Raw genomic sequence first — 24,595 nt, 5'->3', positions numbered from 1 at the left:
TTGACGGCTATATCAATGAATCAGGCTTGCCTTTATACTACCGCGCGATTGTTTAGAAACTGCCCAAGTGAAACCAAATGGGAAATCTCCGGTGAAGTTCGTAAAGTATTTATTCATCCTTGCAGTCTGTTGCATTCTGCTGGGAGCAGGCTCGATTTACGGTTTGTACAAATATATTGAGCCACAGCTACCTGATGTCGCCACGCTTCGCGATGTGCGCCTCCAGATCCCGATGCAAGTCTATAGCGCCGATGGCGAGCTGATGGCGCAGTATGGCGAGAAGCGTCGTATTCCGCTGACCTTAAACCAAATTCCACCCGTGATGGTAAAAGCCTTTATCGCCACGGAGGACAGCCGTTTTTACGAGCACCACGGTGTCGATCCGGTGGGGATTTTCCGTGCCGCGAGCATTGCGTTGTTCTCTGGTCACGCCTCTCAGGGGGCAAGTACCATCACGCAGCAGCTGGCGCGTAACTTCTTCCTCAGCCCTGAAAAGACGCTGATACGTAAGATCAAAGAGGTGTTCCTCGCGATCCGTATTGAGCAGCTGCTGAGCAAAGACGAAATCCTTGAGCTGTACCTCAACAAAATCTACCTGGGTTACCGCGCCTATGGTGTGGGGGCTGCCGCACAGGTGTATTTCGGTAAGCCTGTTGAGCAGCTGACCTTAAGCGAAATGGCAACCATCGCCGGTCTGCCGAAAGCGCCGTCCACGTTTAACCCGCTCTACTCGCTCGATCGCGCCACCGCGCGCCGTAACGTCGTTCTGTCACGTATGCTGAGCGAAGGCTACATCAGCCAGAGCGAGTACGACCAGGCGCGTAACGATGTGATTGACGCTAACTACCACGCCCCTGAAATCGCCTTCGCATCCCCTTACCTGACCGAAATGGTTCGTCAGGAGATGGTGAATCGCTATGGTGACAAGGCCTATGAAGATGGCTATCGCGTGTACACCACCGTCACCCGTAAGGTCCAGCAGGCGGCTCAGGAAGCGGTGCGGAACAACGTGATGGACTACGATATGCGTCACGGCTATCGCGGCCCGTCAAACGTGCTCTGGAAAGTGGGCGAAAGCGCGTGGGACAGTAAAAAAATCACCAGTACGCTGAAGGCGCTGCCAACCTATGGTCCGCTCCTTCCTGCCGTGGTGACGCAGGCCGATCCTCAGGAAGCCGTTGCGACGCTCGCGGACGGTACTTCCGTCTCGCTGCGTATGGACGGTATCCGCTGGGCGCGTCCTTACCGCTCGGATACCCTGCAGGGCGCAACGCCGCGTAAAGTGACCGATGCCGTGCAGACCGGGCAGCAAATCTGGGTGCGTAAGGTAGGCGAATCCTGGTGGCTGGCACAGGTGCCGGACGTTAACTCGGCCCTGGTCTCTATCAATCCACAGAACGGTGCCATCCTGGCCCTGGTCGGCGGGTTTGATTTCAACCAGAGCAAATTTAACCGCGCCACCCAGGCGCTGCGTCAGGTCGGTTCCAATATCAAACCGTTCCTCTACACGGCAGCGATGGATAAAGGCTTGACCCTCGCCAGCATCCTTAACGACGTGCCAATCTCCCGCTGGGATGCCGGTGCCGGTTCCGACTGGCAGCCGAAGAACTCCCCTGCGGAGTATGCCGGCCCAATTCGTCTCCGTCAGGGCTTGGGACAGTCGAAAAACGTAGTGATGGTGCGCGCCATGCGCGCGATGGGCGTCGACTATGCTGCAGAGTATCTGCAGCGCTTCGGTTTCCCGGCGCAGAACATCGTTCGCACCGAGTCGCTGGCGTTAGGCTCCGCCTCGTTTACGCCGCTTCAGGTCGCACGCGGGTACTCGGTGATGGCCAACGGCGGCTTCCTGATTGACCCGTACTTCATCAGCAAGATTGAAAACGATCAGGGCGGCGTGCTGTTCGAAGCGAAGCCGAAGATTGCCTGCCCTGACTGCGATATTCCGGTCATTTATGGCAATACGCCGAAATCCGACGTGCTTGAAAACAAGGACATGGAAGACCCTGCCGTGTCTCAGGAGCAGCAGAACGGCGTCGTGCCGCAGCCGCAGCTCGAGCAGGCTAACCAGTCTCTGGTGGCACAGACCGGCGCGCCGGAGTATGCCCCGCATGTGATCAACACGCCGCTGTCCTTCCTGATCAAAAGCGCGCTGAACACCAACATCTTCGGTGAACCGGGCTGGCAGGGCACAGGCTGGCGCGCAGGGCGTGATTTGCAGCGCCATGATATCGGCGGTAAAACGGGGACAACCAACAGCTCGAAAGATGCGTGGTTCTCCGGCTACGGTCCTGGCGTGGTAACGTCGGTCTGGATCGGTTTCGACGATCACCGCCGTGACTTAGGTCGTACAACGGCCTCCGGCGCGATTAAGGATCAGATTTCCGGCTACGAAGGCGGTGCGAAGAGCGCGCAGCCGGCCTGGGACGCCTACATGAAGTCCGTTCTTGAAGGCGTGCCGGAGCAGCCGTTAACGCCACCGCCGGGCGTGGTGACGGTTAATATCGACCGCAGCACCGGTCAGCTCGCCAACGGCGGTAATAGCCGCGAAGAGTATTTCATCGAGGGCACGCAGCCAACCACGCAGGCGGTGCACGAGGTGGGGACAGAGATTATTGATAACGGCGAGACGCACGAGCTGTTCTGACAACAAAGCAAAACGGCAACCTCTGGTTGCCGTTTTTGTGTTTGCTCCCTCTCCCGTGGGAGAGGGTTGGGGTGAGGCATCAGGCCACTACAGTCGCCCCTGCCCCTTCAACCATTCCCGTACCAGGAACAGCGCGCTCACGTTGCGAGCCTCATTAAAGTCAGGGTCTTCCAGCAGATCCATCAGGTGCGCTAGGGGCCAGCGAACCTGCGGCAGCGGCTCCGGCTCATCCCCTTCCAGCGATTCAGGATAGAGGTCTTCAGCCACCACGATATTCATTTTGCTGGAAAAATAGGACGGCGCCATGCTCAGCTTTTTCAGGAATGAAAGCTCATTCGCACCAAAGCCCACCTCTTCTTTTAGCTCGCGGTTTGCCGCTTCAAAGACGGTTTCACCCGGGTCGATAAGCCCTTTCGAGAACCCAAGCTCGTAAGATTCCGTTCCCACAGCGTATTCGCGGATCAAAATCAGATGATCGTCGACAATCGGCACAATCATCACCGCTTCGCGCGAAGAGGGGCGCATACGTTCATAAACGCGACGCACACCGTTGCTGAACTCCAGGTCCACACTTTCGACATTAAACAGGCGCGATCTGGCGACAGTTTCAACATTCAGAATGGTGGGTTTTTGTAGTGGTTTGCTCATCTTGATGGGTCTTAGCAGTGAGAACTGGCGTTATTGTGCGATACGCCGCACGGTTTCGGCAATGTCAATTGTTCTTTATTTACATTTATGCAACGTATTTGGGATCAATCCTCAATTCAAAACAAATGTCAAGAGGTTGAAATGTTTCCAGGAATTTGCTGATATCGCGCCATAACAGGCTTTGCTATCATCACCGGTCACTGGGATGCGCTTCAGAATGCTCAAGTTCGACTCCATACTTGCCGATAGCCAGCCACAGACTCTCATTCAATGTAAAGGTGCTACTGACTTTACCCTAAATAAATCGAGTTGTATGAAGGCGGCGACGCAGCGAATCCTCAGGAGCGTACATTAGTACGTGACTGAGGTGAGCGAGGAAAGCCAACGCACAGACAACTCGAAGTATGACGGGTATACACCTGTAAGAAGATAAGTAAGATGGGGAAAGCATGAGCACCATTTTGATTGTTCTCGCTGCTATGCTGGCCGGCGCGTTGGTTGCAGGGTGGTTGTACAGGCGCCGCGTACAGCGCCGTTATCGTCTGCCCTTTTTAAATGCATTTGCGGGTGCGAGCACGCGTAAACTTACGCAAGACGAGCGCGATGCGGTTGAAAACTATCTCGAAATCCTGAACCGTACTCAGCTAACGCCTGGGCCAACGGGAGCTACCGCTGCGCCCGTCGCGCTCAAGCTTAATGCGCAAAGTGATACCGTGCTCTGCGTGACTCGCTCCATCACGCGCTACGGCATCACCACTGATGACCCCAACAAATGGCGCTATTATCTTGATTCCGTCGAAGTGCATCTGCCCCCGTCCTGGGAGCAATACATTAATGACGAAAACAGCGTTGAGCTGATTCACACCGATTCGTTACCCCTGGTTATCTCGCTTAACGGCCATACGCTGAATGATTACCTTCAGGAAGCCCCGCGTTTTGCGCTGGAACGCGCAAGTTCAACGCAGGCGTCCATTCGTGGCGAAGAGACAGAGCAGATCGAACTGCTGAACATTCGCCAGGAAACGCATGAAGAGTATGCCCTGAGCCGCCCGGACGGCATTCGTGAAGCCATTCTGATCGTTGCTGCCTTCCTGCTCTTTTTTATCTGCCTGCTCACGCCGGATGTGTTTGTCCCCTGGCTGGCTGGCGGCGCGCTGCTGCTGCTGGCCGGCGGGCTTTGGGGTCTCTTTGCTCCACCGGCTAAAACCTCGTTGCGCGAAATCCACTGCCTGCGCGGGACGCCAAAGCGCTGGGGCCTGTTCGGTGAAAACGATCAGGAACATCTCAACAATATTTCGCTCGGTATTATCGACCTGATCTACCCGCGCCACTGGCAGCCGTGGATCGCACAGGATTTAGGGCAGAAAACCGATATTGATATCTACCTTGACCGCCACGTTGTGCGTCAGGGGCGCTTCCTGTCTCTGCATGATGAAGTGAAAAATTTCCCGCTTCAGCACTGGCTACGCAGTACGGTCATTGCCGGCGGCGCCGCGCTGGTCTTAGCCATGCTGCTGCTTTTCGTGCCGCTGGATATGCCCATTAAATTCACCCTGTCGTGGATCAAAGGGGCGCAAACCATTGAAGCGACCAGCGTCAACAAACTGGATGAAGCCGGTGTTCGCGTGGGGGACACGCTGCGCCTGAAGGGTACCGGGATGTGTAATATTCACACCCCGGGGGCGTGGAACACACGTCAGAGCTCGCCGTTCATGCCGTTCGATTGTTCGCAAATTATCTGGAACGACGCGCCGCCGCTGCCGCTGCCGGAATCCGAAGTGGTGAATAAGGCCACGGCTCTCACCCAGACGGTTAACCGCCAGCTGCATCCGAAACCGGACGATGATTCGCGCGTCAGCCCCGCGCTGCGCTCGGCCATTCAGAAATCAGGCATGGTTCTGCTGGATGATTTTGGTGACATCGTCCTGAAAACACAGGATTTATGCTCCTCTCAGGATGAGTGCATACGCCTTAAAAACGCCCTGGTAAACCTGGGGAACAGTAAAGACTGGGACTCGCTGGTTAAACGCGCCGAAGCGGGACGGCTGGACGGCGTTAACGTGCTGCTGCGTCCGGTGAGCGCTGAATCTCTGGATAACCTGGTCGCCACCTCGACGTCGCCGTTCATGATGCGCGAGACTACCCGTGCGGCTCAGGCGCTGAACAGCCCGGCTCCGGGCGGCTTTGTGATAGCAAGCGATGAAGGCAGCGACCTGGTCGATCAGCCCTACCCGCAGGTCGCGCTTTATGATTACCCAGCGCAGGAACAGTGGAGCCAGTTCCAGCGCCTGGCGCAGATGCTGATGCAAACGCCGTTTAGCGCCGAAGGGATTGTCACGAGTATTTATACTGATGCCAACGGCACTCGCCATATCGGCCTGCACCGAATGCCGGACAGCGCAGGACTGTGGCGCTACATCGGCACCTCTCTGCTGATGACCGCGATGCTTGCCGCCATTTTCTGGAACGGCTTTATGGCCCTGCGCCGCTACCAGCGCTCGCGCACCCGGCTTGCCGACATTCAGCAGTATTATGAAAACTGCCTTAATCCAAAGCTGATCCCCTCGTCTGAGAGCCTGATCTGATAACGTCGTCGCGCGACAAGATGTGCTACCCTGTCGCGCACGTTTCTTCTGGCTGGAGTTCCCCCTTATGCATCTTGATATCGCCTGGCAGGAGGTAGATACCGTTCTGCTGGATATGGACGGCACGCTGCTCGATCTCGCCTTTGATAACTATTTCTGGCAAACGCTGGTTCCAGAAACCTATGGCGAGCAGCAGGGGATCTCCCCGGCAGAAGCGCAGGCATTCATTCGTTCGCAATATAGCGCGGTGCAACATACGCTAAACTGGTACTGTCTTGACTACTGGAGCGAGCGCCTCGGTTTGGATATATGTGCCATGACCACCGCCCAGGGCCCGCGCGCCGTTCTGCGCGAGGATACCGTGCCCTTTCTGGATGCGCTGAAAGCCAGCGGCAAGCGCCGTATTTTGCTGACCAACGCGCATCCACATAATCTGGCGGTGAAGCTGGAGCATACGGGCCTGGCGTCGCACCTTGATTTATTACTTTCCACCCACACATTTGGTTATCCGAAAGAGGATCAGCGGTTGTGGCATGCGGTGAAGGAAGAGACGGGTTTGCAGCCAGAACGTACGCTGTTCATTGATGACAGCGAGCCCATTCTGGATTCTGCCGCAAGGTTTGGCATTCGCTACTGTCTGGGCGTGACCAATCCTGACTCTGGCCTGGCTGAAAAAAGCTATCTGCGCCACCCGGGACTGAACGACTACCGCCAGATGATCCCCTCACTGACCGTGAAGGAGGCGCCATGAAAGAAAAACCCTCTGACGGGGTAAGACTGGATAAATGGCTGTGGGCAGCGCGTTTTTATAAAACACGCGCCCTTGCCCGCGAGATGGTTGACGGCGGAAAAGTGCATTACAACGGCCAGCGCAGCAAACCGAGCAAGCTGGTTGAGCTGAATGCCACCTTAACGCTGCGTCAGGGCAACGATGAACGTACGGTAGTGATCAAAGCCATTACCGAACAGCGTCGACCTGCAGCGGAAGCCGTACTGCTTTATGAAGAGACAGCGGAGAGCATTGAAAAGCGCGAGAAGACCGCGCTGGCGCGCAAAATGAACGCGCTGACGATGCCCCACCCGGACCGGCGACCGGATAAAAAAGAGCGCCGCGATCTGATGAAATTTAAACACGGTGAGACTGATTAACCTCACCCGCACGAGAGATGAAAATGGCCCAACACGACCAATTACACCGCTATCTGTTTGAACAATTCGCCGTGCGCGGCGAGCTGGTCACCGTATCCGAAACCTGGAAACAGATTCTGGAAAACCACAATTACCCGCTGCCGGTGAAGACCCTGTTGGGCGAACTGCTGGTTGCCACCAGCCTGCTGACGGCGACGCTGAAGTTTGCCGGTGATATCACCGTGCAGCTGCAGGGTGACGGCCCGATGACGCTGGCGGTGATCAACGGCAATAACCAGCAGCAGATGCGCGGCGTGGCGCGCGTTCAGGGCGACGTGCCTGAAAATGCGGACCTCAAAACGCTGGTGGGTAATGGCTACCTGGTGATCACCATCTCCCCTGAGGAAGGTGAGCGCTATCAAGGCGTGGTGGGTCTGGAAGGCGATACCCTTGCAGCCTGCCTGGAAGATTACTTCATGCGTTCTGAACAGCTGCCGACGCGCCTTTTCATCCGCACTGGTGAAGTGGACGGTCAGCCTGCTGCGGGCGGCATGCTGCTGCAGGTTCTGCCTGCGCAGGACGCGCAGACCAATGACTTTGAGCACCTGGCGACGCTGACCGAAACCATTAAAGCGGAAGAGCTGTTCAACCTGTCGGCGACCGACGTGCTGTGGCGTCTGTACCACGAAGAAGAAGTGACGGTTTACGATCCGCAGTCCGTGGAATTTAAGTGCACCTGCTCCCGCGAGCGCTGCGCTGGCGCGCTGAAAACCCTGCCGGATGAAGAGATCGACAGCATCATGGCGGAAGACGGCGAAATTGATATGCACTGTGACTACTGCGGTACGCACTACGTGTTCAATTCGATGGATATCGCTGAGATCCGCAATAACGCCTCCCCGGCGGATCCGCAGGTTCACTAAACCTCTTTCCCCTCACCCTAACCCTCTCCCCTTTGGGAGAGGCTGGTGTGAGGGGCAAAAACCCCCGCTTAAGCTGAATCGTTTTCCTTATGTAACTCTTACGTAATTTTCTTACGTGTATGCGATTACATTCACATTCCTTCCGATAAAATCACCACTCTTTAACCTTTTCGGAACATTTTCCCCAACCAAAAAGCGATTCCTGCGATAATCCGCCTGCGCTGTGACTGGAGTCGCAGCGTTTTCCGTTAGTAAGGGTTTTGTCCAGATGCGTAAATCTATGAGCCCCGTCGCGGTTAACAACCTCAGAAAAACCCTACAATTTCAGGCAGTACATATTGGCTAAGGAGCAGTGATATGCGTGTTACTGGTTTAACCCCGCAAGATCTCAAGGCTTATGGTATTCACGACGTCCAGGAAATCGTCTACAACCCCGACTACGATACGCTGTATCAGGAAGAGCTCAATCCAGCACTGGAAGGATACGAGCGTGGTGTGTTGACGAATCTTGGTGCTATCGCCGTCGATACCGGTATTTTTACCGGTCGTTCGCCGAAAGATAAGTATATCGTCCGAGACGAAACCACCCGCGATACGCTGTGGTGGGCTGATAAGGGCAAAGGGAAGAACGACAACAAACCGCTCTCTCCGGAAACCTGGCAGCACCTGAAAGGGCTCGTCACCCAACAACTTTCCGGCAAGCGTCTGTTCATTGTCGACGCTTTCTGCGGCGCAAACGCCGATACCCGTCTCTCCGTACGTTTTATCACCGAAGTGGCCTGGCAGGCGCATTTCGTGAAAAACATGTTCATTCGTCCAACCGACGAAGAGCTGCAGGACTTCACCCCTGATTTCATCGTGATGAACGGTGCGAAATGCACCAACCCACAGTGGAAAGAGCAGGGTCTGAACTCCGAAAACTTTGTGGCCTTCAACCTGACCGAGCGTATCCAGCTGATCGGCGGTACCTGGTACGGCGGCGAAATGAAGAAAGGGATGTTCTCGGTCATGAACTACCTGCTGCCGCTGCGCGGTATCGCCTCCATGCACTGCTCGGCTAACGTCGGTGAAAAAGGCGACGTGGCGGTATTCTTCGGCCTGTCCGGCACCGGGAAAACCACCCTGTCTACCGATCCAAAACGTCGCCTGATTGGTGATGACGAACACGGCTGGGATGACGACGGCGTATTCAACTTTGAAGGCGGCTGCTACGCGAAGACCATTCGCCTGTCTGAAGAGGCCGAGCCGGATATCTTCCACGCGATCCGTCGCGATGCGCTGCTGGAAAACGTCACCGTGCGTGCCGACGGCTCCATCGACTTCGACGATGCGTCGAAAACGGAAAACACCCGCGTCTCTTACCCGATCTACCACATCGACAATATCGTGAAGCCGGTGTCAAAAGCGGGTCATGCCACGAAGGTCATTTTCCTGACGGCGGATGCGTTCGGCGTGCTGCCTCCGGTGTCTCGCCTGACGGCCAGCCAGACGCAGTACCATTTCCTCTCCGGCTTCACCGCCAAGCTGGCGGGTACCGAGCGCGGCGTGACGGAGCCAACCCCAACCTTCTCCGCCTGCTTCGGCGCGGCTTTCCTGTCGCTGCACCCGACGCAGTACGCTGAAGTGCTGGTGAAACGCATGCAGGCATCCGGCGCGCAGGCCTACCTGGTGAACACCGGCTGGAACGGTACCGGCAAACGTATCTCCATCAAAGATACCCGTGCCATTATCGACGCCATTCTGGATGGTTCTCTGGACGACGCCGAAACCTTCACGCTGCCGATGTTTGACCTGGCGATCCCAACGTCGCTGCCGGGCGTGGATACGCATATCCTCGACCCGCGCAACACGTACGGTTCTCCGGAGCAGTGGCGCGAGAAAGCGGAATCGCTGGCGAAGCTGTTTATTGAGAACTTCGAGAAGTATACCGATACCCCGGCGGGTGCTGCGCTGGTGAGCGCGGGACCGAAGCTGTAGGTAAAAGCAAAAAGGCAACGAAAGTTGCCTTTTTTAATGTTTTCTCCCTCTCCCCGTGGGAGAGGGTCGGGGTGAGGGCATCAGACCGCACTATCCCTCTTTCACCTGCCCCCGCGTCACCGGTACCGGCAGCCAGGCGCGAATGCTCAGCCCACCCCGCTCGCTGGTGCCAATCTCCAGCAGTCCGTTGTGGTTATCGATAATACGCTGAACAATCGCCAGGCCTAAGCCCGTGCCGCTGGTGCTGCGCGCGCTGTCGCCGCGCACAAACGGCTGGAACAGATGCTTACGCTGCTCGGGCTTGATGCCCGGACCGTCGTCTTCCACCTGGAACCAGGCGCGGTTGAGTTCAGACCCGCTGCTGACTTTAATCCAGCCATTGCCGTAGCGCGCCGCGTTGACCACCATGTTCGCCACTGCACGTTTGATGGAGAGTGGGTGCATACGAACCTGAATTTCACCCGCCTGCAGGTCGGTATCAATTTCACGCTCGTAGCCGCTTTCCGCCGCCACCACTTCGCCCAGGACCGCGTTCAGATCGGCCATCTCCATCGGCATCTCCTGCCCGGTGCGCAGGTAGTCAATAAACTGCTCGATGATGGCGTTACACTCTTCGATGTCCTTGTTGATGGACTCGGCAAGGTAACCGTCCTCTTCCCCCATCATCTCCGTCGCCAGGCGAATACGCGTTAGCGGCGTGCGCAGGTCATGGCTAACGCCCGCCATCAGCAGCGTACGGTCATCCGCCAGCTGCTTCACGCCTGCCGCCATATGGTTAAACGCGCGCGTCACCGAACGGACTTCCGAGGCGCCATACTCGCGCAGCGGAGGAGGAATTATCCCTTTACCGACCTGCAGCGCAGCGTGCTCCAGGTCGACCAACGGTCGGTTCTGTATACGGATAAATAGCCACGCGCCACCTATCGCCAGCAGCATAATCGCCAGGGTGTAGCGGAACAGCGGCGAGAAATCGCCCTGATGGATTTCGGTCAGCGGAACGCGCACCCAGATGTTGGGTGACAGCCAGGTTTTCAGCCAGACGACGGGCGAGCTTTTGTTGACCTCAACGCGCACTTCCGTTGGGCCGCCCAGCTGCTGCGCCATCTGCTGGCTGAGGAATTCGTAGTGCTGCGCCCAGCGCAGGCCAGCGTCTTCCGCCGCCTCGTTGGAGTAGAGCGAAATGCCCAGTTCACGGTAGATTTCACGGCGAAACGCCGGGGGAACGACGAGCTGCGTGCCGTCCTCCAGCTGCAGTTTATCGGTCATCAGCATACGGACTTCGTAGGCCAGGACCTTATTAAACTGCTGGAGGCTCGGCAGGATCGCAAAGTTCAGCACCACCAGATAGGTCGTCACCAGGCTGACGAACAGCAGGGTGACGATCAGCAACAGGGTGCGGGCAAACGAGCTACGCGGCGAGAAGCGCATTCGCCTCATGCTTTAGAGCCGTCCGGGACAAACACGTAGCCCAGACCCCAAACGGTCTGAATATAACGAGGATGCGCAGGATCTTCTTCCACCATGCGGCGCAGGCGGGAGATCTGCACGTCAATAGAGCGTTCCATTGCGGAGTATTCGCGACCGCGCGCCAGGTTCATCAGCTTGTCGCGGGAAAGCGGTTCACGCGGGTGGCTGACCAGCGCTTTAAGAACCGCAAACTCGCCGCTGGTGAGCGGCATTGGCTCATCTTCACGGAACATCTCGCGCGTGCCGAGGTTCAGCTTGAACTTGCCGAAGGCGATGACGGCTTCTTCCTGAGAGGGCGCGCCAGGCAGTTCGTTCGCCTGACGGCGGAGAACAGCGCGAATACGCGCCAGCAGTTCACGCGGGTTAAACGGTTTTGGAATGTAGTCGTCCGCGCCGATTTCGAGGCCCACGATACGGTCAACTTCTTCGCCCTTCGCCGTCACCATGATGATCGGCATCGGGTTGCTCTGGCTGCGCAGACGGCGGCAAATAGAAAGCCCGTCTTCGCCAGGCAGCATCAGGTCGAGAACCATCAGGTGGAAAGATTCACGGGTCAGCAGACGGTCCATCTGCTCAGCGTTCGCGACGCTACGAACCTGGAAGCCCTGCTCGGTCAGATAACGTTCCAGCAGCGCGCGCAGGCGCATGTCGTCATCCACGACCAGAATTTTATAGTTCTCTTGCATTGTGTGTACTCCCAAAGGTTCGGATAGTCTTTGTAACAGCGTATTCTAAAAAAGTGCACGTATTCGACCAGTTAATTCTGGTATAAATTCTAGTCGAAATTGTTACAAAGCATATTTAACAGCAGCTTATCTGCTCATTTCATCACATAAATCATTATTAATCCTGTCTGTTACACTGTGTGGTACGTATTGTGCGCAAGACAGTTAACCGGCAGGCAGCAAAGGCTTTACCATGAAAACGCCCCTGATCACCCGCGAAGGGTACGAAAAGCTCAAAAAAGAGATGGATTACCTCTGGCGCGAAGAGCGTCCTGAAGTCACCAAAAAGGTGACCTGGGCGGCAAGCCTGGGCGATCGCAGCGAAAACGCTGACTACCAGTACAACAAAAAGCGGCTGCGCGAAATTGACCGCCGGGTTCGCTATCTGACGAAGTGCCTCGAGAATCTCAAAATTGTCGATTACTCCCCGCAGCAGGAGGGCAAAGTGTTCTTCGGCGCGTGGGTGGAGATTGAAAACGACGATGGCGACACTCTGCGCTTTCGCATTGTCGGCTACGATGAAATTTTTGGTCGTAAGGATTACATCTCCATCGACTCCCCAATGGCTCGCGCGCTGCTGAAAAAGGAAGTGGGCGATCTGGCCGTCGTTCAGACCCCTGGTGGTGAAGCAAGCTGGTACGTCAATGAGATCGTCTACGTAAAATAGTCCGAGAGCGCCCTCCCCGGCTGGCATTTTGCCGTGTCAGCCCGTATAACTATCCCCTGATTTTTTTCGACTCAACAGATGATAAAGCCATGATGAAAGATTCGCTCTGCCGCATTATTGCGGGTGATATTCAGGCCAGAGCCGAACAGGTAGAAGCTGCCGTTCGCCTGCTTGATGAAGGGAACACCGTGCCGTTTATTGCACGCTATCGTAAGGAAGTCACCGGCGGTCTGGATGACACACAGCTGCGTAACCTGGAGACCCGTCTGGGCTATCTGCGCGAACTGGAAGAACGTCGTCAGGCGATCCTCAAATCCATCGGCGAACAGGGCAAGCTAACCAGCGAGCTTGAAAGCGCCATCAACGGCACCCTGAGCAAAACCGAACTCGAAGATCTCTATCTGCCGTACAAGCCGAAGCGCCGCACGCGCGGGCAGATTGCGATTGAAGCGGGTCTTGAGCCGCTGGCCGACCTGCTGTGGAACGAACCGTCCCACGATCCGGAAACCGAAGCGGCGAAATTTATCGACGCTGACAAAGGCGTAGCGGACACCAAGGCCGCCCTCGACGGCGCACGCTACATTCTGATGGAGCGCTTTGCCGAAGACGCCGCCCTGCTGGCTAAAGTGCGTGATTACCTGTGGAAGAATGCCCACATCGTCTCTACCGTCGTCGCGGGTAAAGAGGAAGAAGGCGCAAAATTCCGCGACTACTTCGATCACCACGAACCGATTTCCACCACCCCTTCGCACCGCGCGCTGGCGATGTTCCGCGGCCGCAACGAAGGCGTGCTCCAGCTCTCCCTGAACGCCGACCCGCAGTTTGACGAGCCGCCGAAGGAGAGCCACTGCGAGCAGATCATTATCGACCATCTCGGCCTGCGCCTGAACAACGCCCCGGCGGACAGCTGGCGCAAAGGCGTGGTGAGCTGGACCTGGCGCATCAAGGTGCTGATGCACCTCGAAACCGAGCTGATGGGCACCGTGCGCGAGCGCGCCGAAGATGAAGCGATTAACGTCTTCGCCCGTAACCTGCACGACCTGCTGATGGCCGCTCCTGCCGGCCTGCGCGCGACCATGGGTCTCGATCCGGGTCTGCGTACCGGCGTGAAGGTCGCTGTCGTTGACGGCACCGGCAAGCTGGTCGCCACCGACACTATCTACCCGCACACCGGCCAGGCAGCGAAAGCGGCCGTCGTGGTGGCGGCGCTGTGCGAAAAATACAACGTTGAGCTGGTTGCCATCGGCAACGGTACGGCGTCCCGTGAAACCGAGCGTTTCTATCTCGACGTGCAGAAGCAGTTCCCGAAAGTAACGGCGCAGAAAGTGATCGTCAGCGAAGCGGGGGCATCCGTTTATTCCGCGTCCGAGCTGGCGGCCCAGGAGTTCCCGGACCTGGACGTTTCCCTGCGCGGCGCGGTCTCTATCGCTCGCCGCCTGCAGGATCCGCTGGCGGAGCTGGTGAAGATCGACCCGAAATCCATCGGCGTGGGCCAGTACCAGCACGACGTGAGCCAGACTCAGCTGGCGCGCAAGCTGGATGCGGTGGTGGAAGACTGCGTAAACGCCGTCGGCGTTGACCTGAACACCGCCTCCGTTCCCCTGCTGACCCGCGTGGCGGGCTTAACCCGCATGATGGCGCAGAACATCGTCGCCTGGCGTGATGAGAACGGCCAGTTCCAGAACCGTCAGCAGTTGCTGAAGGTGAGCCGCCTGGGGCCAAAAGCCTTTGAGCAGTGCGCGGGCTTCCTGCGCATCAACCACGGCGATAATCCGCTCGATGCCTCTACCGTTCACCCGGAAGCGTACCCGGTTGTGGAGCGCATTCTGGCTGCCACCCAGCAGGCACTGAAAGACCTTATGGGCGACAACAGCGCCCTGCGCAACCTGAAAGCCGTTGATTTCACCGACGACAAATTTGGTGTGCCAACCGTCACCGACATTATCAAAGAGCTGGAAAAGCCGGGCCGCGATCCGCGTCCTGAGTTCAAAACGGCGACCTTTGCTGACGGTGTGGAAACCATGAACGACCTGCTGCCCGGCATGGTGCTGGAAGGCGCGGTGACCAACGTCACCAACTTCGGTGCGTTTGTCGATATCGGCGTGCATCAGGATGGTCTGGTGCATATCTCATCCCTTGCCGACAAGTTCGTTGAAGACCCGCACACCGTGGTCAAAGCGGGCGACATCGTGAAGGTCAAAGTGCTGGAAGTGGATCTGCAGCGCAAGCGTATCGCGCTAACCATGCGTCTGGACGAGCAGCCGGGCGACGCCAACGCGCGCCGTGGCGGCAATGGCGGAGGCCGCGAACAGCAGCGTCCGGCCGCGAAAGCGGCAAAACCGCGCGGACGTGATGCTCAGCCTGCTGGCAACAGCGCGATGATGGATGCGCTGGCGGCCGCGATGGGTAAAAAACGCTAAACCCTAACCCTCTCCCCACAGGGGAGAGGGAAGAATATCGTGCCGTAATATATGAAACCGATTGCACATCCATATTTAAACCACGAATTATCACCCCGTTAACAAATACTCTTCTTTTCGTTTTCCAGGCCATTCAGCAAATATTGAGCCAGGTCAAACAGGCCGTAAATTAATACCGCAAACAACATTCCGTCACAGTTTTAATATTGCTGATAAAAACTATTCTCATTATCATCCCATAGTAGATTATTTAACCTTTCGTGGAATCAGGCGTTATGCAATTCACTCCAGACAGTGCATGGAAAATTACCGGTTTTACCCGCGAAATTAGCCCGGCCTATCGGCAAAAGCTGCTGTCGCTGGGCATGCTGCCCGGCTCGTCATTTCAGGTCGTGCGCGTGGCGCCGCTGGGCGATCCGGTTCATATCGAAACCCGCCGCGTGAATCTTGTACTGCGTAAGAAAGATCTCGCGTTAATAGAAGTTGAAGCCTTATCCCGATAACAAGCCAGCGGTTTCAGTGAGTCTAAAAAAATGAAAAAGTTAACTATTGGCTTAATTGGCAATCCTAATTCCGGCAAGACTACGCTTTTTAACCAGCTGACCGGAGCACGCCAGCGCGTGGGTAACTGGGCGGGCGTGACGGTTGAGCGTAAAGAGGGCCAGTTCACGACAACGGACAACCAGGTGACGCTGGTTGACCTTCCAGGCACCTACTCCTTAACCACCATTTCGTCGCAAACCTCGCTCGATGAGCAGATTGCCTGCCACTATATTCTTGGCGGCGACGCGGACCTGCTGATCAACGTGGTCGACGCTTCCAATCTCGAGCGTAACCTTTATCTGACGCTGCAGCTGCTGGAGCTGGGTATCCCCTGCATCGTGGCGCTCAACATGCTCGACATTGCGGAGAAACAAAAGCTGCGCATCGACGTTGATGCCCTCTCCGCACGTCTCGGGTGCCCGGTCGTTCCGCTGGTCTCGACGCGCGCTCGCGGTATTGATGCACTGAAGCTGGCCATTGACCGTCACGCGGGTAATCGCGACATTGAGCTGGTCCATTACGCGCAGCCTCTCCTGCGCGAAGCCAATTTACTGGCACAGGAGATGGACAACAGCATGCCTGCAAAACAGCGTCTGTGGCTCGGCCTGCAGATGCTGGAAGGGGATATCTACAGCCGCGCCTACGCCGGGCATGCGGCAGATAAGCTGGACGCGACGTTGGCCCGTCTTAGCGACGAGCTGGACGACCCGGCGCTGCACATTGCCGATGCGCGTTATCAGGCCATCGCCTCGATTTGCGACGTTGTCAGCAACGCCCTCACGGCGGAGCCCAGCCGCTTTACGGCGGCGGTGGATAAAGTTGTGCTTAACCGCTTCCTCGGTTTGCCCATCTTCCTGCTGGTCATGTACGTGATGTTCCTGCTCGCCATTAACATCGGCGGCGCCCTCCAGCCCATTTTCGACGCCGGTTCCGTCGCGGTCTTCGTCCACGGGATTCAGTGGGTAGGTTACACCCTGCACTTCCCGGAATGGTTAACCATCTTCCTCGCACAGGGGATCGGCGGCGGTATCAACACCGTTCTGCCGCTGGTGCCGCAGATCGGCATGATGTACCTGTTCCTTTCGTTCCTGGAAGATTCCGGCTACATGGCGCGCGCGGCGTTCGTGATGGATCGTCTGATGCAGGCGCTGGGCCTGCCGGGTAAATCCTTCGTCCCGCTGATTGTCGGCTTCGGCTGTAACGTACCGTCGGTAATGGGCGCACGCACCCTGGATGCGCCGCGTGAACGTCTGATGACCATTATGATGGCGCCGTTTATGTCCTGCGGTGCCCGTCTGGCCATCTTTGCGGTCTTTGCCGCAGCCTTCTTTGGTCAGCAGGGCGCGCTGGCGGTCTTTTCGCTGTATGTGCTGGGCATCGTGATGGCTATTCTTACCGGTTTGATGCTGAAGCACACCATCATGCGCGGTGAAGCGTCGCCGTTTGTGATGGAGCTGCCGGTGTATCACGTGCCGCATCTGAAAAGCCTGACGATCCAGACCTGGCAGCGCCTGAAGGGCTTTGTGCTGCGCGCCGGTAAGGTGATTGTCATCGTCAGCATTTTCCTGAGCGCGCTGAACAGCTTCACCCTCAGCGGACAGGCGGCAGATAACATCAACGACTCTGCCCTCGCCTCCGTCAGCCGCGTCATCACGCCGGTTTTCAAACCGATTGGCGTGCATGAGGATAACTGGCAGGCGACCGTCGGGCTGTTCACCGGCGCGATGGCGAAAGAGGTGGTTGTCGGCACCCTGAACACGCTTTACACCGCCGAGAACATTCAGGAGCAGGAATTTAATCCGGCAGAGTTTCATCTCGGCCATGAGCTGCTGGGTGCCGTAGAGGAGACCTGGCAGAGCCTGAAAGATACCTTCAGCCTGAGCGTGCTGGCGAACCCGATTGAAGCGAGCAAAGGCGACGGCGAAATGGCGACGGGTGCCATAGGCGTGATGGGCGAGAAATTTGGCAGCGCGTCCGCGGCCTACAGCTACCTCATCTTTGTTCTGCTCTACATTCCGTGCATCTCCGTGATGGGGGCGATTGCCCGCGAGTCCAGCCGCGGCTGGATGGGCTTCTCTGTCCTGTGGGGGCTGAATATCGCTTACTCGCTGGCGACGCTGTTTTATCAAACCGTCAATTTCAGCCAGCACCCGCGCTACAGCCTGGTCTGTATTCTCGCGGTTGTGCTGTTTAACGCGATCGTGCTCGGTCTGCTGCGGCGGGCGCGCAGCCGCGTCGACATCGACCTGCTGGCAAACCGTAAAACTGCCGCGACCTGCTGCAACAGCCCGGCGGGCGACTGTCACTAAGGAGCAAACCATGGCATCGTTGATTCAGGTTCGTGACCTGCTGGCACTGCAAGGGCGAATGGAGGCGAAACAGCTGAGCCTCAGCCTGCATACGCCGCAGCCGATGATCGATGCCATGCTGGAAAGACTGGAAGCCATGGGGAAAGCCGTGCGGATTCAGGAAGAAGCGGAGGGTTGTCTCTCCGGCAGTTGTAAAAGCTGTCCGGAAGGAAAGGCCTGCCTCAGGGAGTGGTGGGCGCTGCGTTAACAAAGCCGGGCATCGCTGCCCGGCTTTATCGTATTACTTGTAGACGTCCGCCGTAGCGCGTACGTTTTTGGTCTGTTTTTCTGCGCTGGTGACGACGTAGTACGTTCCGCCCAGCTCATCCGCTTTCTTCGAAAGCTCTTTTCTCGCGTCCATCGGCGCGGTGGTGTCAGACGTAGAAATCTCACCAATTTTCGTCAGATTCATGCCGGCAACTTTATCTTTTTCCAGCTCTTTTGCCGCAAAGACGCCAAATGACAGTGACCCAATAACCAGAGAAGTGACAATACCTGTAACAAGTTTCATAGCCTGACTCTCCATAGGATTGTTGTTTTGATTATCGTAGGCAGAACAACCGCAACGACATCTGGAGTATGGTTGCGGTGTGTTATTTTTTCCAGGCAGGATAGAAAATAATCAGTCGAAACGTTGACTTAACGCAATCAGCGCTGAACAAAATTCCGTCGGATGAGAGATAAACGGGGCATGTGCGGCTTTGGCAATGATCTGCGATTCACTCTCCGGCCAGAGTGAATCCAGCAGCGGAACCACTTTGCGCGGCACAATTCCGTCGAGGTAGCCATAGATACGCAGGTGCGGCATCGTCAGGGCGGCCAGCGGCTCGCGCAGGTCAACCGTTTTCAGGAGCTCAAGACCGCCGTTAAGCACCTCAACCTCCGGCATCGGCAGCGAAAGCACGGTCTGCTTGAGCGTTCGGGCATCCTTACGCGCGGTGTCAGTGCCCATTGTCTGCAATGCCAGGAACCGCTCTACGGTCCGCTGGAAATCTTCGCTCAGCTGCTGCTGGAAGCCCGCCAGCACGTCAGGCTTGATCCCCGGCCACTCTTCCTGCGCGCTAAAACAGGGCGATGACGCCACCGTTACCAGCGCTTTTACGCGGTCAGGCTGCGACAGCGCAATCTGGCTCGCCACCAGCCCGCCCAGGCTCCAGCCCAGCCAGACCGCGTTTTGCGGCGCAGCGTCCAGAACCTGCTGCGCCATCTCATCAAGCGACAACGCGCCATACCCGCGGCTGCGGCCAAAGCCGGGTAAATCCACCAGATGCAGTGTGAAATGCGAGGCAAGTTCCTCACGTATGCAATGCCATATCTCCGCATTCAGGCCCCATCCGTGCAGCAGCACAAGATGGCAATTTCCTGTCCCTACGGTCTGCCACCACAGCGTCTTCATCAGTTACTGTTCTCTTTTTTCACATGGAGGTTGCACATGCTAACAGTACCCGGCTTGTGCTGGCTATGCCAAATGCCGCTGGCGCTCAGCGGGTGGGGCGTCTGCTCCGTCTGCACGCGATCGCTGCAATGGCGTATCGGGATCTGTCCACAATGTGGTTTACCGGCCACAAACCCCTCGTTGCCCTGTGGCCGCTGCCTGAAAAAATCCCCGCCGTGGAGCGCGCTGGTGGCGGTGGATGATTATGTCCCCCCGCTGAACAGGCTGATCCACGCGCTGAAGTTTTCCGGGCAGAGCTCGCTGGCACAGCCCCTTGCCCGCCTGCTGTTGCTGGCGGTTTTGCAGGCGCGACGTCAGCGGGCACTGCCGAGAATCGACATGGTGGTGAATGTCCCCCTTTACCAACGTCGTCACTGGCGGCGCGGCTATAACCAGAGTGACCTGATCTGCCGTCCCCTCGCGCGGTGGCTCGGCTGCCGGTATGAGGCCCGCGCGCTGACACGCGTTCATGCCACCGCCATCCAGCATCAGCTCAGCGCCCGGCTTCGCAAAAGAAACCTCAAAAACGCCTTTCGCCTTGAATTGCCGGTCGACGGTCTCCATATCGCGATTGTGGATGATGTCGTCACCACGGGCAGTACCGTTGCTGAACTTTCCCGACTGCTTTTGCGAAGCGGCGCCGCGTCGGTTCAGGTATGGTGTCTGTGCCGTACCTTGTAGCCCTTCTTCAATGGGCGTATGATTATACCCAGGTAATTTAGTCAACTATTAGGCCAAAGCTATGATCCGTATTTCCGATTCTGCACAAGCGCACTTTGCCAAACTGCTGGCAAATCAGGAAGAAGGGACGCAGATCCGCGTGTTTGTGATTAATCCAGGCACTCCGAATGCAGAATGTGGTGTTTCTTATTGTCCTCCGGACGCTGTGGAAGCGACTGACACTGCCCTTAAATTTGAACAGCTCACCGCGTACGTTGATGAGCTGAGCGCACCGTATCTTGAAGATGCGGAGATCGACTTCGTCACCGACCAGCTGGGTTCTCAGCTGACCCTGAAAGCGCCGAACGCGAAAATGCGTAAAGTGTCTGACGATGCCCCGCTGATGGAGCGCGTTGAGTATCTGCTGCAATCCCAGATCAACCCACAGCTGGCGGGCCACGGCGGTCGTGTTTCCCTGATGGAAATCACCGACGAAGGTTTTGCCATTCTGCAGTTTGGCGGCGGCTGTAACGGCTGTTCAATGGTCGATGTGACGCTTAAAGAAGGGATCGAGAAGCAGCTGCTGAACGAATTCCCGGAACTGAAAGGCGTGCGTGACCTGACCGAGCACCAGCGCGGCGAGCACTCTTACTACTAATTCAGCATCCGTCGCTATGCCCTCTCCCACGGGAGAGGGTGAAAACATCAAAAACGGTAACCTCATGGTTACCGTTTTGCGTTTACCTGCCATATGTTGACCTGCGTCTCATAATTCAAATTTACCCTCCCAGGGTGATTCTCAATCGCGCCATGTTACCCGTATCATTCTCGTGGGCACTCAGCACCCTTATAACAGCCGACTAAACTTAATGGTTTCGCAGGCATCAGTATGAGTGCCGTTACTTCTCTGTTCCCAGTTGGGACAATCGGAATTTGTCGTTGAAACAATGACGTTACCCATAACAATTAAAAGGCCAGGTCAATCATGCCATTAGTCATCGTTGCTATCGGTGTTGTGTTATTACTGCTCTTGATGATCCGTTTCAAAATGAACGGATTTATCGCTCTGGTTCTGGTGGCACTTGCAGTCGGTCTGATGCAGGGTATGCCGCTGGTTAAAGTTATCAGTTCCATCAAAGCGGGCGTCGGCGGCACGCTCGGCAGCCTGGCATTGATCATGGGCTTCGGCGCCATGCTCGGTAAAATGCTGGCGGACTGCGGTGGCGCCCAGCGTATTGCCACCACGCTTATCGACAAATTCGGTAAGAAGAACATCCAGTGGGCGGTGGTGTTAACCGGCTTTACCGTCGGCTTCGCGCTGTTCTATGAAGTGGGCTTCGTGCTGATGCTGCCGCTGGTGTTCACCATCGCAGCTGCGGCAAGCATCCCGCTGCTGTATGTCGGTGTGCCGATGGCTGCGGCGCTGTCCGTAACTCACGGCTTCCTGCCGCCACACCCGGGTCCAACCGCTATCGCGACCATCTTCCACGCGGATATGGGTAAAACCCTGCTGTTCGGTACGATTCTGGCGATCCCGACGGTGATTCTGGCCGGCCCGGTTTATGCCCGCTTCCTGAAAGGCATTGATAAGCCGATTCCGGAAGGTCTGTACAGCGCCAAAACCTTCACCGAAGAAGAGATGCCGGGCTTTGGCGTCAGCGTCTGGACCTCTCTGGTACCTGTGATCCTGATGGCGATGCGCGCCGTGGCGGAGATGATCCTGCCGAAAGGTCATGCGTTCCTGTCCGTGGCGGAATTCCTGGGTGACCCGGTGATGGCAACGCTGATTGCGGTGCTGATCGCGATGTTCACCTTCGGCCTGAACCGCGGCCGTTCAATGGATCAGATCAACGATACGCTGACCTCTTCCATCAAAATCATTGCCATGATGCTCCTGATCATCGGCGGCGGCGGTGCATTCAAGCAGGTTCTGGTCGACAGCGGCGTGGACAAATACATCGCTGCCATGATGCATGAAACCAACGTATCGCCGCTCCTGATGGCCTGGTCTATTGCCGCCGTTCTGCGTATTGCGCTGGGTTCTGCGACCGTTGCGGCAATCACCGCGGGCGGTATCGTTGCCCCGCTGATTGCGACCACGGGCGTAAGCCCTGAACTGATGGTTATCGCCGTCGGTTCCGGTAGCGTGATTTTCTCTCACGTTAACGACCCTGGCTTCTGGCTGTTCAAGGAGTACTTCAACCTGACTATCGGTGAAACCATCAAGTCCTGGTCCGCGCTGGAAACTATTATTTCGGTGTGTGGTCTGGTCGGGGTACTGCTGTTGAATATGGTGGTTTGACGCCACCAGGCAATAAAAAACCCGCCTCCTGGCGGGTTTTTTTATTACTACTTCCCGGCAGCTTTTCGTCGCTTGTCCAGATCCTTAATCAGCTTGTTCACCCCATCATCGGCAAACATCTTCTCAAGCGTTGTGGACAGCTTGCGACGCCAGTTCTTGTACTGATAGCTGGTGCCCGGGATGTTCACCGGCTCCGCCATATCAATCCAGTCTTCCGGCTGCAGGCCCAGCAGAGCGCTGTTGCTGTCGGCAATATAGCGCTGCAAACCACGATTGAGGGTCGCGGTCATCGACATCAATGACGCCTTATGTCCGGCACGTTTCGGCAGACACCCCTGCTTATGCAGCGCATCCAGCAGCCCCTGTTTGGAGAGCTCGCGATCCTGATACAGCCCGCGCAGAACCTCTTCATCAGGATACAGACCCAGCGTTTTACCGAGCGTCAGATCGCCGCTTTCCCAATAGCCACGAAGCGTAGGAAGGTCATGCGTCGTCGCGACTGCCATTGACTGTTCAGGGTACGCTTTCGGCGCGCGGAAGGTTTTCTCATGGTCGTTTTCAAAATAGAGCACTTTATAGGAGTAGACGCCGCTGTCGCGGAGCTTGCTGACAATTTCCACCGGCACGGTACCGAGATCTTCACCGATCACCATGCACTGATGACGCTTGCTTTCCAGGGCCAGGATCGACAGCAGATCGTCAACCGGGTACTGTACGTACGCCCCGCGATCGGCCGTTTCACCGTACGGGATCCACCACAGACGCAGCACGGACATCACGTGGTCGATACGCAGCGCGCCGCAGTTCTGCATGTTAGCGCGCAGCAGGTCGATAAACGGCTCGTACGCGCGCGCCGCCATGACGTGCGGATCCATCGGCGGCAGTCCCCAGTTCTGGCCGAGCGGGCCAAGGATATCCGGTGGCGCACCCACGGAGGCCTTCAGGCAGTAAAGCTCGCGGTCGCACCAGGTTTCCGCGCCGCCCTCTGCCACGCCGACGGCCAGATCGCGATACAGGCCGATCGGCATCTTATAGCCCTGGCTCACCTGCCAGCAGGCGGCAAACTGGCTGTACGCCAGCCACTGCAGCCACAAGAAGAAATCCACTTCATCGGCATTTTTTTTACAAAACGCTTTTACTTCAGGCGTGTCGACGGACTGATACGCTTCAGGCCAGACCGGCCAGCCCCAGCGCATTTCGTCCTCCTTCACCTGATACGCGTGCAGCGCATCAAACGCCGCCTGCCAGTACAGGCTCTCACCCTCCTGCGTCACAAACTGGCGGAACGCGGCCATCTGCTCATCGTCACGCTGCGAAAAGCCTTTCCACGCCAGGCGCAGCGCGGCCATTTTCAGCGCCGTGACGGTGGAATAATCCACCCACTCTGCGTCGCGCGCCTGCTTCAGGGCCTGCTGCGTGGTGCTGAGTTTCCACCACGCCTGCGCCTCTTTGCTGTTTTTGAAGTCATCTAACGCGTTAACGTCGATATAAATCACGTTCAGCCAGCGACGGGACGACGGGCTGTACGGGCTGGCGCTCTCCGGGTTGGCCGGGTAGAGGGCGTGGATCGGGTTGAGGCCGATAAACGCGCCGCCGCGCTCGCCCACATCCACTAGCATCTTTTTCAGATCGCCAAAATCACCGATGCCCCAGTTGCTGTCGGAACGCAGCGTGTAGAGCTGCACGCAGGCGCCCCACAGCTTTTTACCTTCGAGCAACGCCTGCGGCTCGTAGCAGCGTTTCGGCGCGACGATCACCCGGCAGTGGAAACGCAGGTCATCCTGGGTGAGCGTGAGGGTGTGATACCCCTCCGGCAGCTTCGCCGGAAGGTTTAACGTTTTGCCGCCGGTGGCGTGGCCTTTGTGCTGATGCCCCTCTTCGGTGGTAAGCAGCCAGCAAAACTCGCCGTGCCCCTCCACTGCCAGCGGCATCTTTTTGCCTGCGGTGAATACCTTCACGTTCGGCACCGGCGCAACCGACGCTTTCGCGTCGGTTTTGTGCATGGCGTCCAGCAAACGTCTTTTGGTGTCGGCGCCAATAGACTGCGGTTTGCCGTGAGCATTAATGTAACTGAGGCTGATCCCCGCCGCCTGCGCGGCGCTGTCCAGACGTTTACTCTCCAT

The 24,595-nt window shown here is 57.1% G+C and carries 20 protein-coding genes; 14 read left to right on the top strand and 6 right to left on the bottom strand.

The window, feature by feature from the left end:
- Positions 1-91: 91 nt before the first annotated feature.
- Positions 92-2,644: a peptidoglycan glycosyltransferase/peptidoglycan DD-transpeptidase MrcA gene (mrcA, locus tag ACOTZB_RS18200; protein WP_045357640.1), complete on the top strand. Its 2,553-nt coding sequence runs from the start codon at positions 92-94 to the stop codon at positions 2,642-2,644.
- An 87-nt stretch (positions 2,645-2,731) separates the two neighbouring features.
- Here the strand turns inward: mrcA and nudE are convergent, their stop codons facing one another.
- Positions 2,732-3,292, bottom strand: coding sequence for an ADP compounds hydrolase NudE (gene nudE, locus ACOTZB_RS18195; RefSeq protein ID WP_421628036.1), 561 nt, complete (start codon positions 3,290-3,292; stop codon positions 2,732-2,734).
- Positions 3,293-3,741: 449 nt separating this feature from the next.
- On the opposite strand from nudE, the gene ACOTZB_RS18190 reads away from it, so the two are divergent.
- From ACOTZB_RS18190 to pckA, 5 genes are all read left to right on the top strand, one after another.
- Complete coding sequence (locus ACOTZB_RS18190; RefSeq protein WP_337281198.1) at positions 3,742-5,877, top strand: intracellular growth attenuator family protein; 2,136 nt, start codon at positions 3,742-3,744, stop codon at positions 5,875-5,877.
- 67 nt (positions 5,878-5,944) lie between these two features.
- The gene (gene yrfG, locus ACOTZB_RS18185) at positions 5,945-6,628 is read left to right on the top strand and encodes a GMP/IMP nucleotidase (protein ID WP_421628034.1); all 684 of its coding nucleotides are present in this window, start codon (positions 5,945-5,947) and stop codon (positions 6,626-6,628) included.
- Positions 6,625-7,026 (top strand): ribosome-associated heat shock protein Hsp15, encoded by a 402-nt coding sequence (gene hslR, locus ACOTZB_RS18180; protein ID WP_029740483.1) that lies wholly within the window; start codon positions 6,625-6,627, stop codon positions 7,024-7,026. Before yrfG ends, hslR begins: the two co-directional genes overlap by 4 nt.
- Positions 7,027-7,043: 17 nt before the next feature.
- The gene (hslO, locus tag ACOTZB_RS18175) at positions 7,044-7,928 is read left to right on the top strand and encodes an Hsp33 family molecular chaperone HslO (RefSeq protein ID WP_161495995.1); all 885 of its coding nucleotides are present in this window, start codon (positions 7,044-7,046) and stop codon (positions 7,926-7,928) included.
- Between the two features lie 357 nt (positions 7,929-8,285).
- A complete protein-coding gene (gene pckA / locus ACOTZB_RS18170; RefSeq protein ID WP_047652888.1) occupies positions 8,286-9,905 on the top strand; it encodes a phosphoenolpyruvate carboxykinase (ATP) in 1,620 nt (539 codons plus the stop codon).
- Between the two features lie 90 nt (positions 9,906-9,995).
- On the opposite strand, the gene envZ is transcribed toward pckA, so the two are convergent.
- Positions 9,996-11,342: a two-component system sensor histidine kinase EnvZ gene (gene envZ, locus ACOTZB_RS18165; protein ID WP_010436407.1), complete on the bottom strand. Its 1,347-nt coding sequence runs from the start codon at positions 11,340-11,342 to the stop codon at positions 9,996-9,998.
- Complete coding sequence (gene ompR / locus ACOTZB_RS18160; protein ID WP_001157751.1) at positions 11,339-12,058, bottom strand: two-component system response regulator OmpR; 720 nt, start codon at positions 12,056-12,058, stop codon at positions 11,339-11,341. Before ompR ends, envZ begins: the two co-directional genes overlap by 4 nt.
- A 232-nt stretch (positions 12,059-12,290) precedes the next feature.
- On the opposite strand from ompR, the gene greB reads away from it, so the two are divergent.
- The 5 genes from greB (at position 12,291) to feoC (ending at position 18,283) form a co-directional block, all read left to right on the top strand.
- Entirely contained in the window at positions 12,291-12,764 is a 474-nt protein-coding gene (gene greB / locus ACOTZB_RS18155) for a transcription elongation factor GreB (protein ID WP_023309495.1), read from the top strand.
- Between the two features lie 89 nt (positions 12,765-12,853).
- Positions 12,854-15,184, top strand: coding sequence for a Tex family protein (locus ACOTZB_RS18150; RefSeq protein WP_421628031.1), 2,331 nt, complete (start codon positions 12,854-12,856; stop codon positions 15,182-15,184).
- 275 nt (positions 15,185-15,459) lie between these two features.
- Complete coding sequence (gene feoA / locus ACOTZB_RS18145; protein ID WP_008503050.1) at positions 15,460-15,687, top strand: ferrous iron transporter A; 228 nt, start codon at positions 15,460-15,462, stop codon at positions 15,685-15,687.
- Between the two features lie 30 nt (positions 15,688-15,717).
- Positions 15,718-18,036 (top strand): Fe(2+) transporter permease subunit FeoB, encoded by a 2,319-nt coding sequence (gene feoB / locus ACOTZB_RS18140; RefSeq protein ID WP_421628030.1) that lies wholly within the window; start codon positions 15,718-15,720, stop codon positions 18,034-18,036.
- Positions 18,037-18,046: 10 nt separating this feature from the next.
- Positions 18,047-18,283: a [Fe-S]-dependent transcriptional repressor FeoC gene (gene feoC, locus ACOTZB_RS18135; RefSeq protein ID WP_041911908.1), complete on the top strand. Its 237-nt coding sequence runs from the start codon at positions 18,047-18,049 to the stop codon at positions 18,281-18,283.
- A 33-nt stretch (positions 18,284-18,316) separates the two neighbouring features.
- Here the strand turns inward: feoC and ACOTZB_RS18130 are convergent, their stop codons facing one another.
- Positions 18,317-18,586, bottom strand: a complete 270-nt coding sequence (locus tag ACOTZB_RS18130) for a YdgH/BhsA/McbA-like domain containing protein (protein ID WP_023309499.1) — start codon at positions 18,584-18,586, stop codon at positions 18,317-18,319.
- 111 nt (positions 18,587-18,697) lie between these two features.
- A complete protein-coding gene (gene bioH, locus ACOTZB_RS18125) occupies positions 18,698-19,471 on the bottom strand; it encodes a pimeloyl-ACP methyl ester esterase BioH (RefSeq protein WP_047652891.1) in 774 nt (257 codons plus the stop codon).
- Positions 19,472-19,507: 36 nt separating this feature from the next.
- On the opposite strand from bioH, the gene gntX reads away from it, so the two are divergent.
- The 3 genes from gntX (at position 19,508) to gntT (ending at position 22,472) form a co-directional block, all read left to right on the top strand.
- The gene (gntX, locus tag ACOTZB_RS18120) at positions 19,508-20,191 is read left to right on the top strand and encodes a DNA utilization protein GntX (RefSeq protein ID WP_421628027.1); all 684 of its coding nucleotides are present in this window, start codon (positions 19,508-19,510) and stop codon (positions 20,189-20,191) included.
- 61 nt (positions 20,192-20,252) lie between these two features.
- The gene (gene nfuA, locus ACOTZB_RS18115; RefSeq protein ID WP_008503055.1) at positions 20,253-20,828 is read left to right on the top strand and encodes a Fe-S biogenesis protein NfuA; all 576 of its coding nucleotides are present in this window, start codon (positions 20,253-20,255) and stop codon (positions 20,826-20,828) included.
- A gap of 327 nt (positions 20,829-21,155) precedes the next feature.
- Positions 21,156-22,472 carry a gluconate transporter gene (gntT, locus tag ACOTZB_RS18110; protein ID WP_024907902.1) on the top strand — a complete coding sequence of 439 codons (1,317 nt, stop codon included), beginning with the start codon at positions 21,156-21,158 and terminating at the stop codon, positions 22,470-22,472.
- Between the two features lie 47 nt (positions 22,473-22,519).
- Here gntT and malQ read toward each other — a convergent pair whose 3' ends face one another.
- Complete coding sequence (gene malQ, locus ACOTZB_RS18105) at positions 22,520-24,595, bottom strand: 4-alpha-glucanotransferase (protein ID WP_421628024.1); 2,076 nt, start codon at positions 24,593-24,595, stop codon at positions 22,520-22,522.

It is taken from the genome of Enterobacter cloacae complex sp. SHL020 (genome assembly GCF_049236945.1).
Taxonomy (GTDB): Bacteria; Pseudomonadota; Gammaproteobacteria; order Enterobacterales; family Enterobacteriaceae; genus Enterobacter; species Enterobacter dykesii.
The sequence above is the reverse complement of the archived record's forward strand: the minus strand, read 5'-3'. Positions and strand labels throughout refer to the sequence as shown.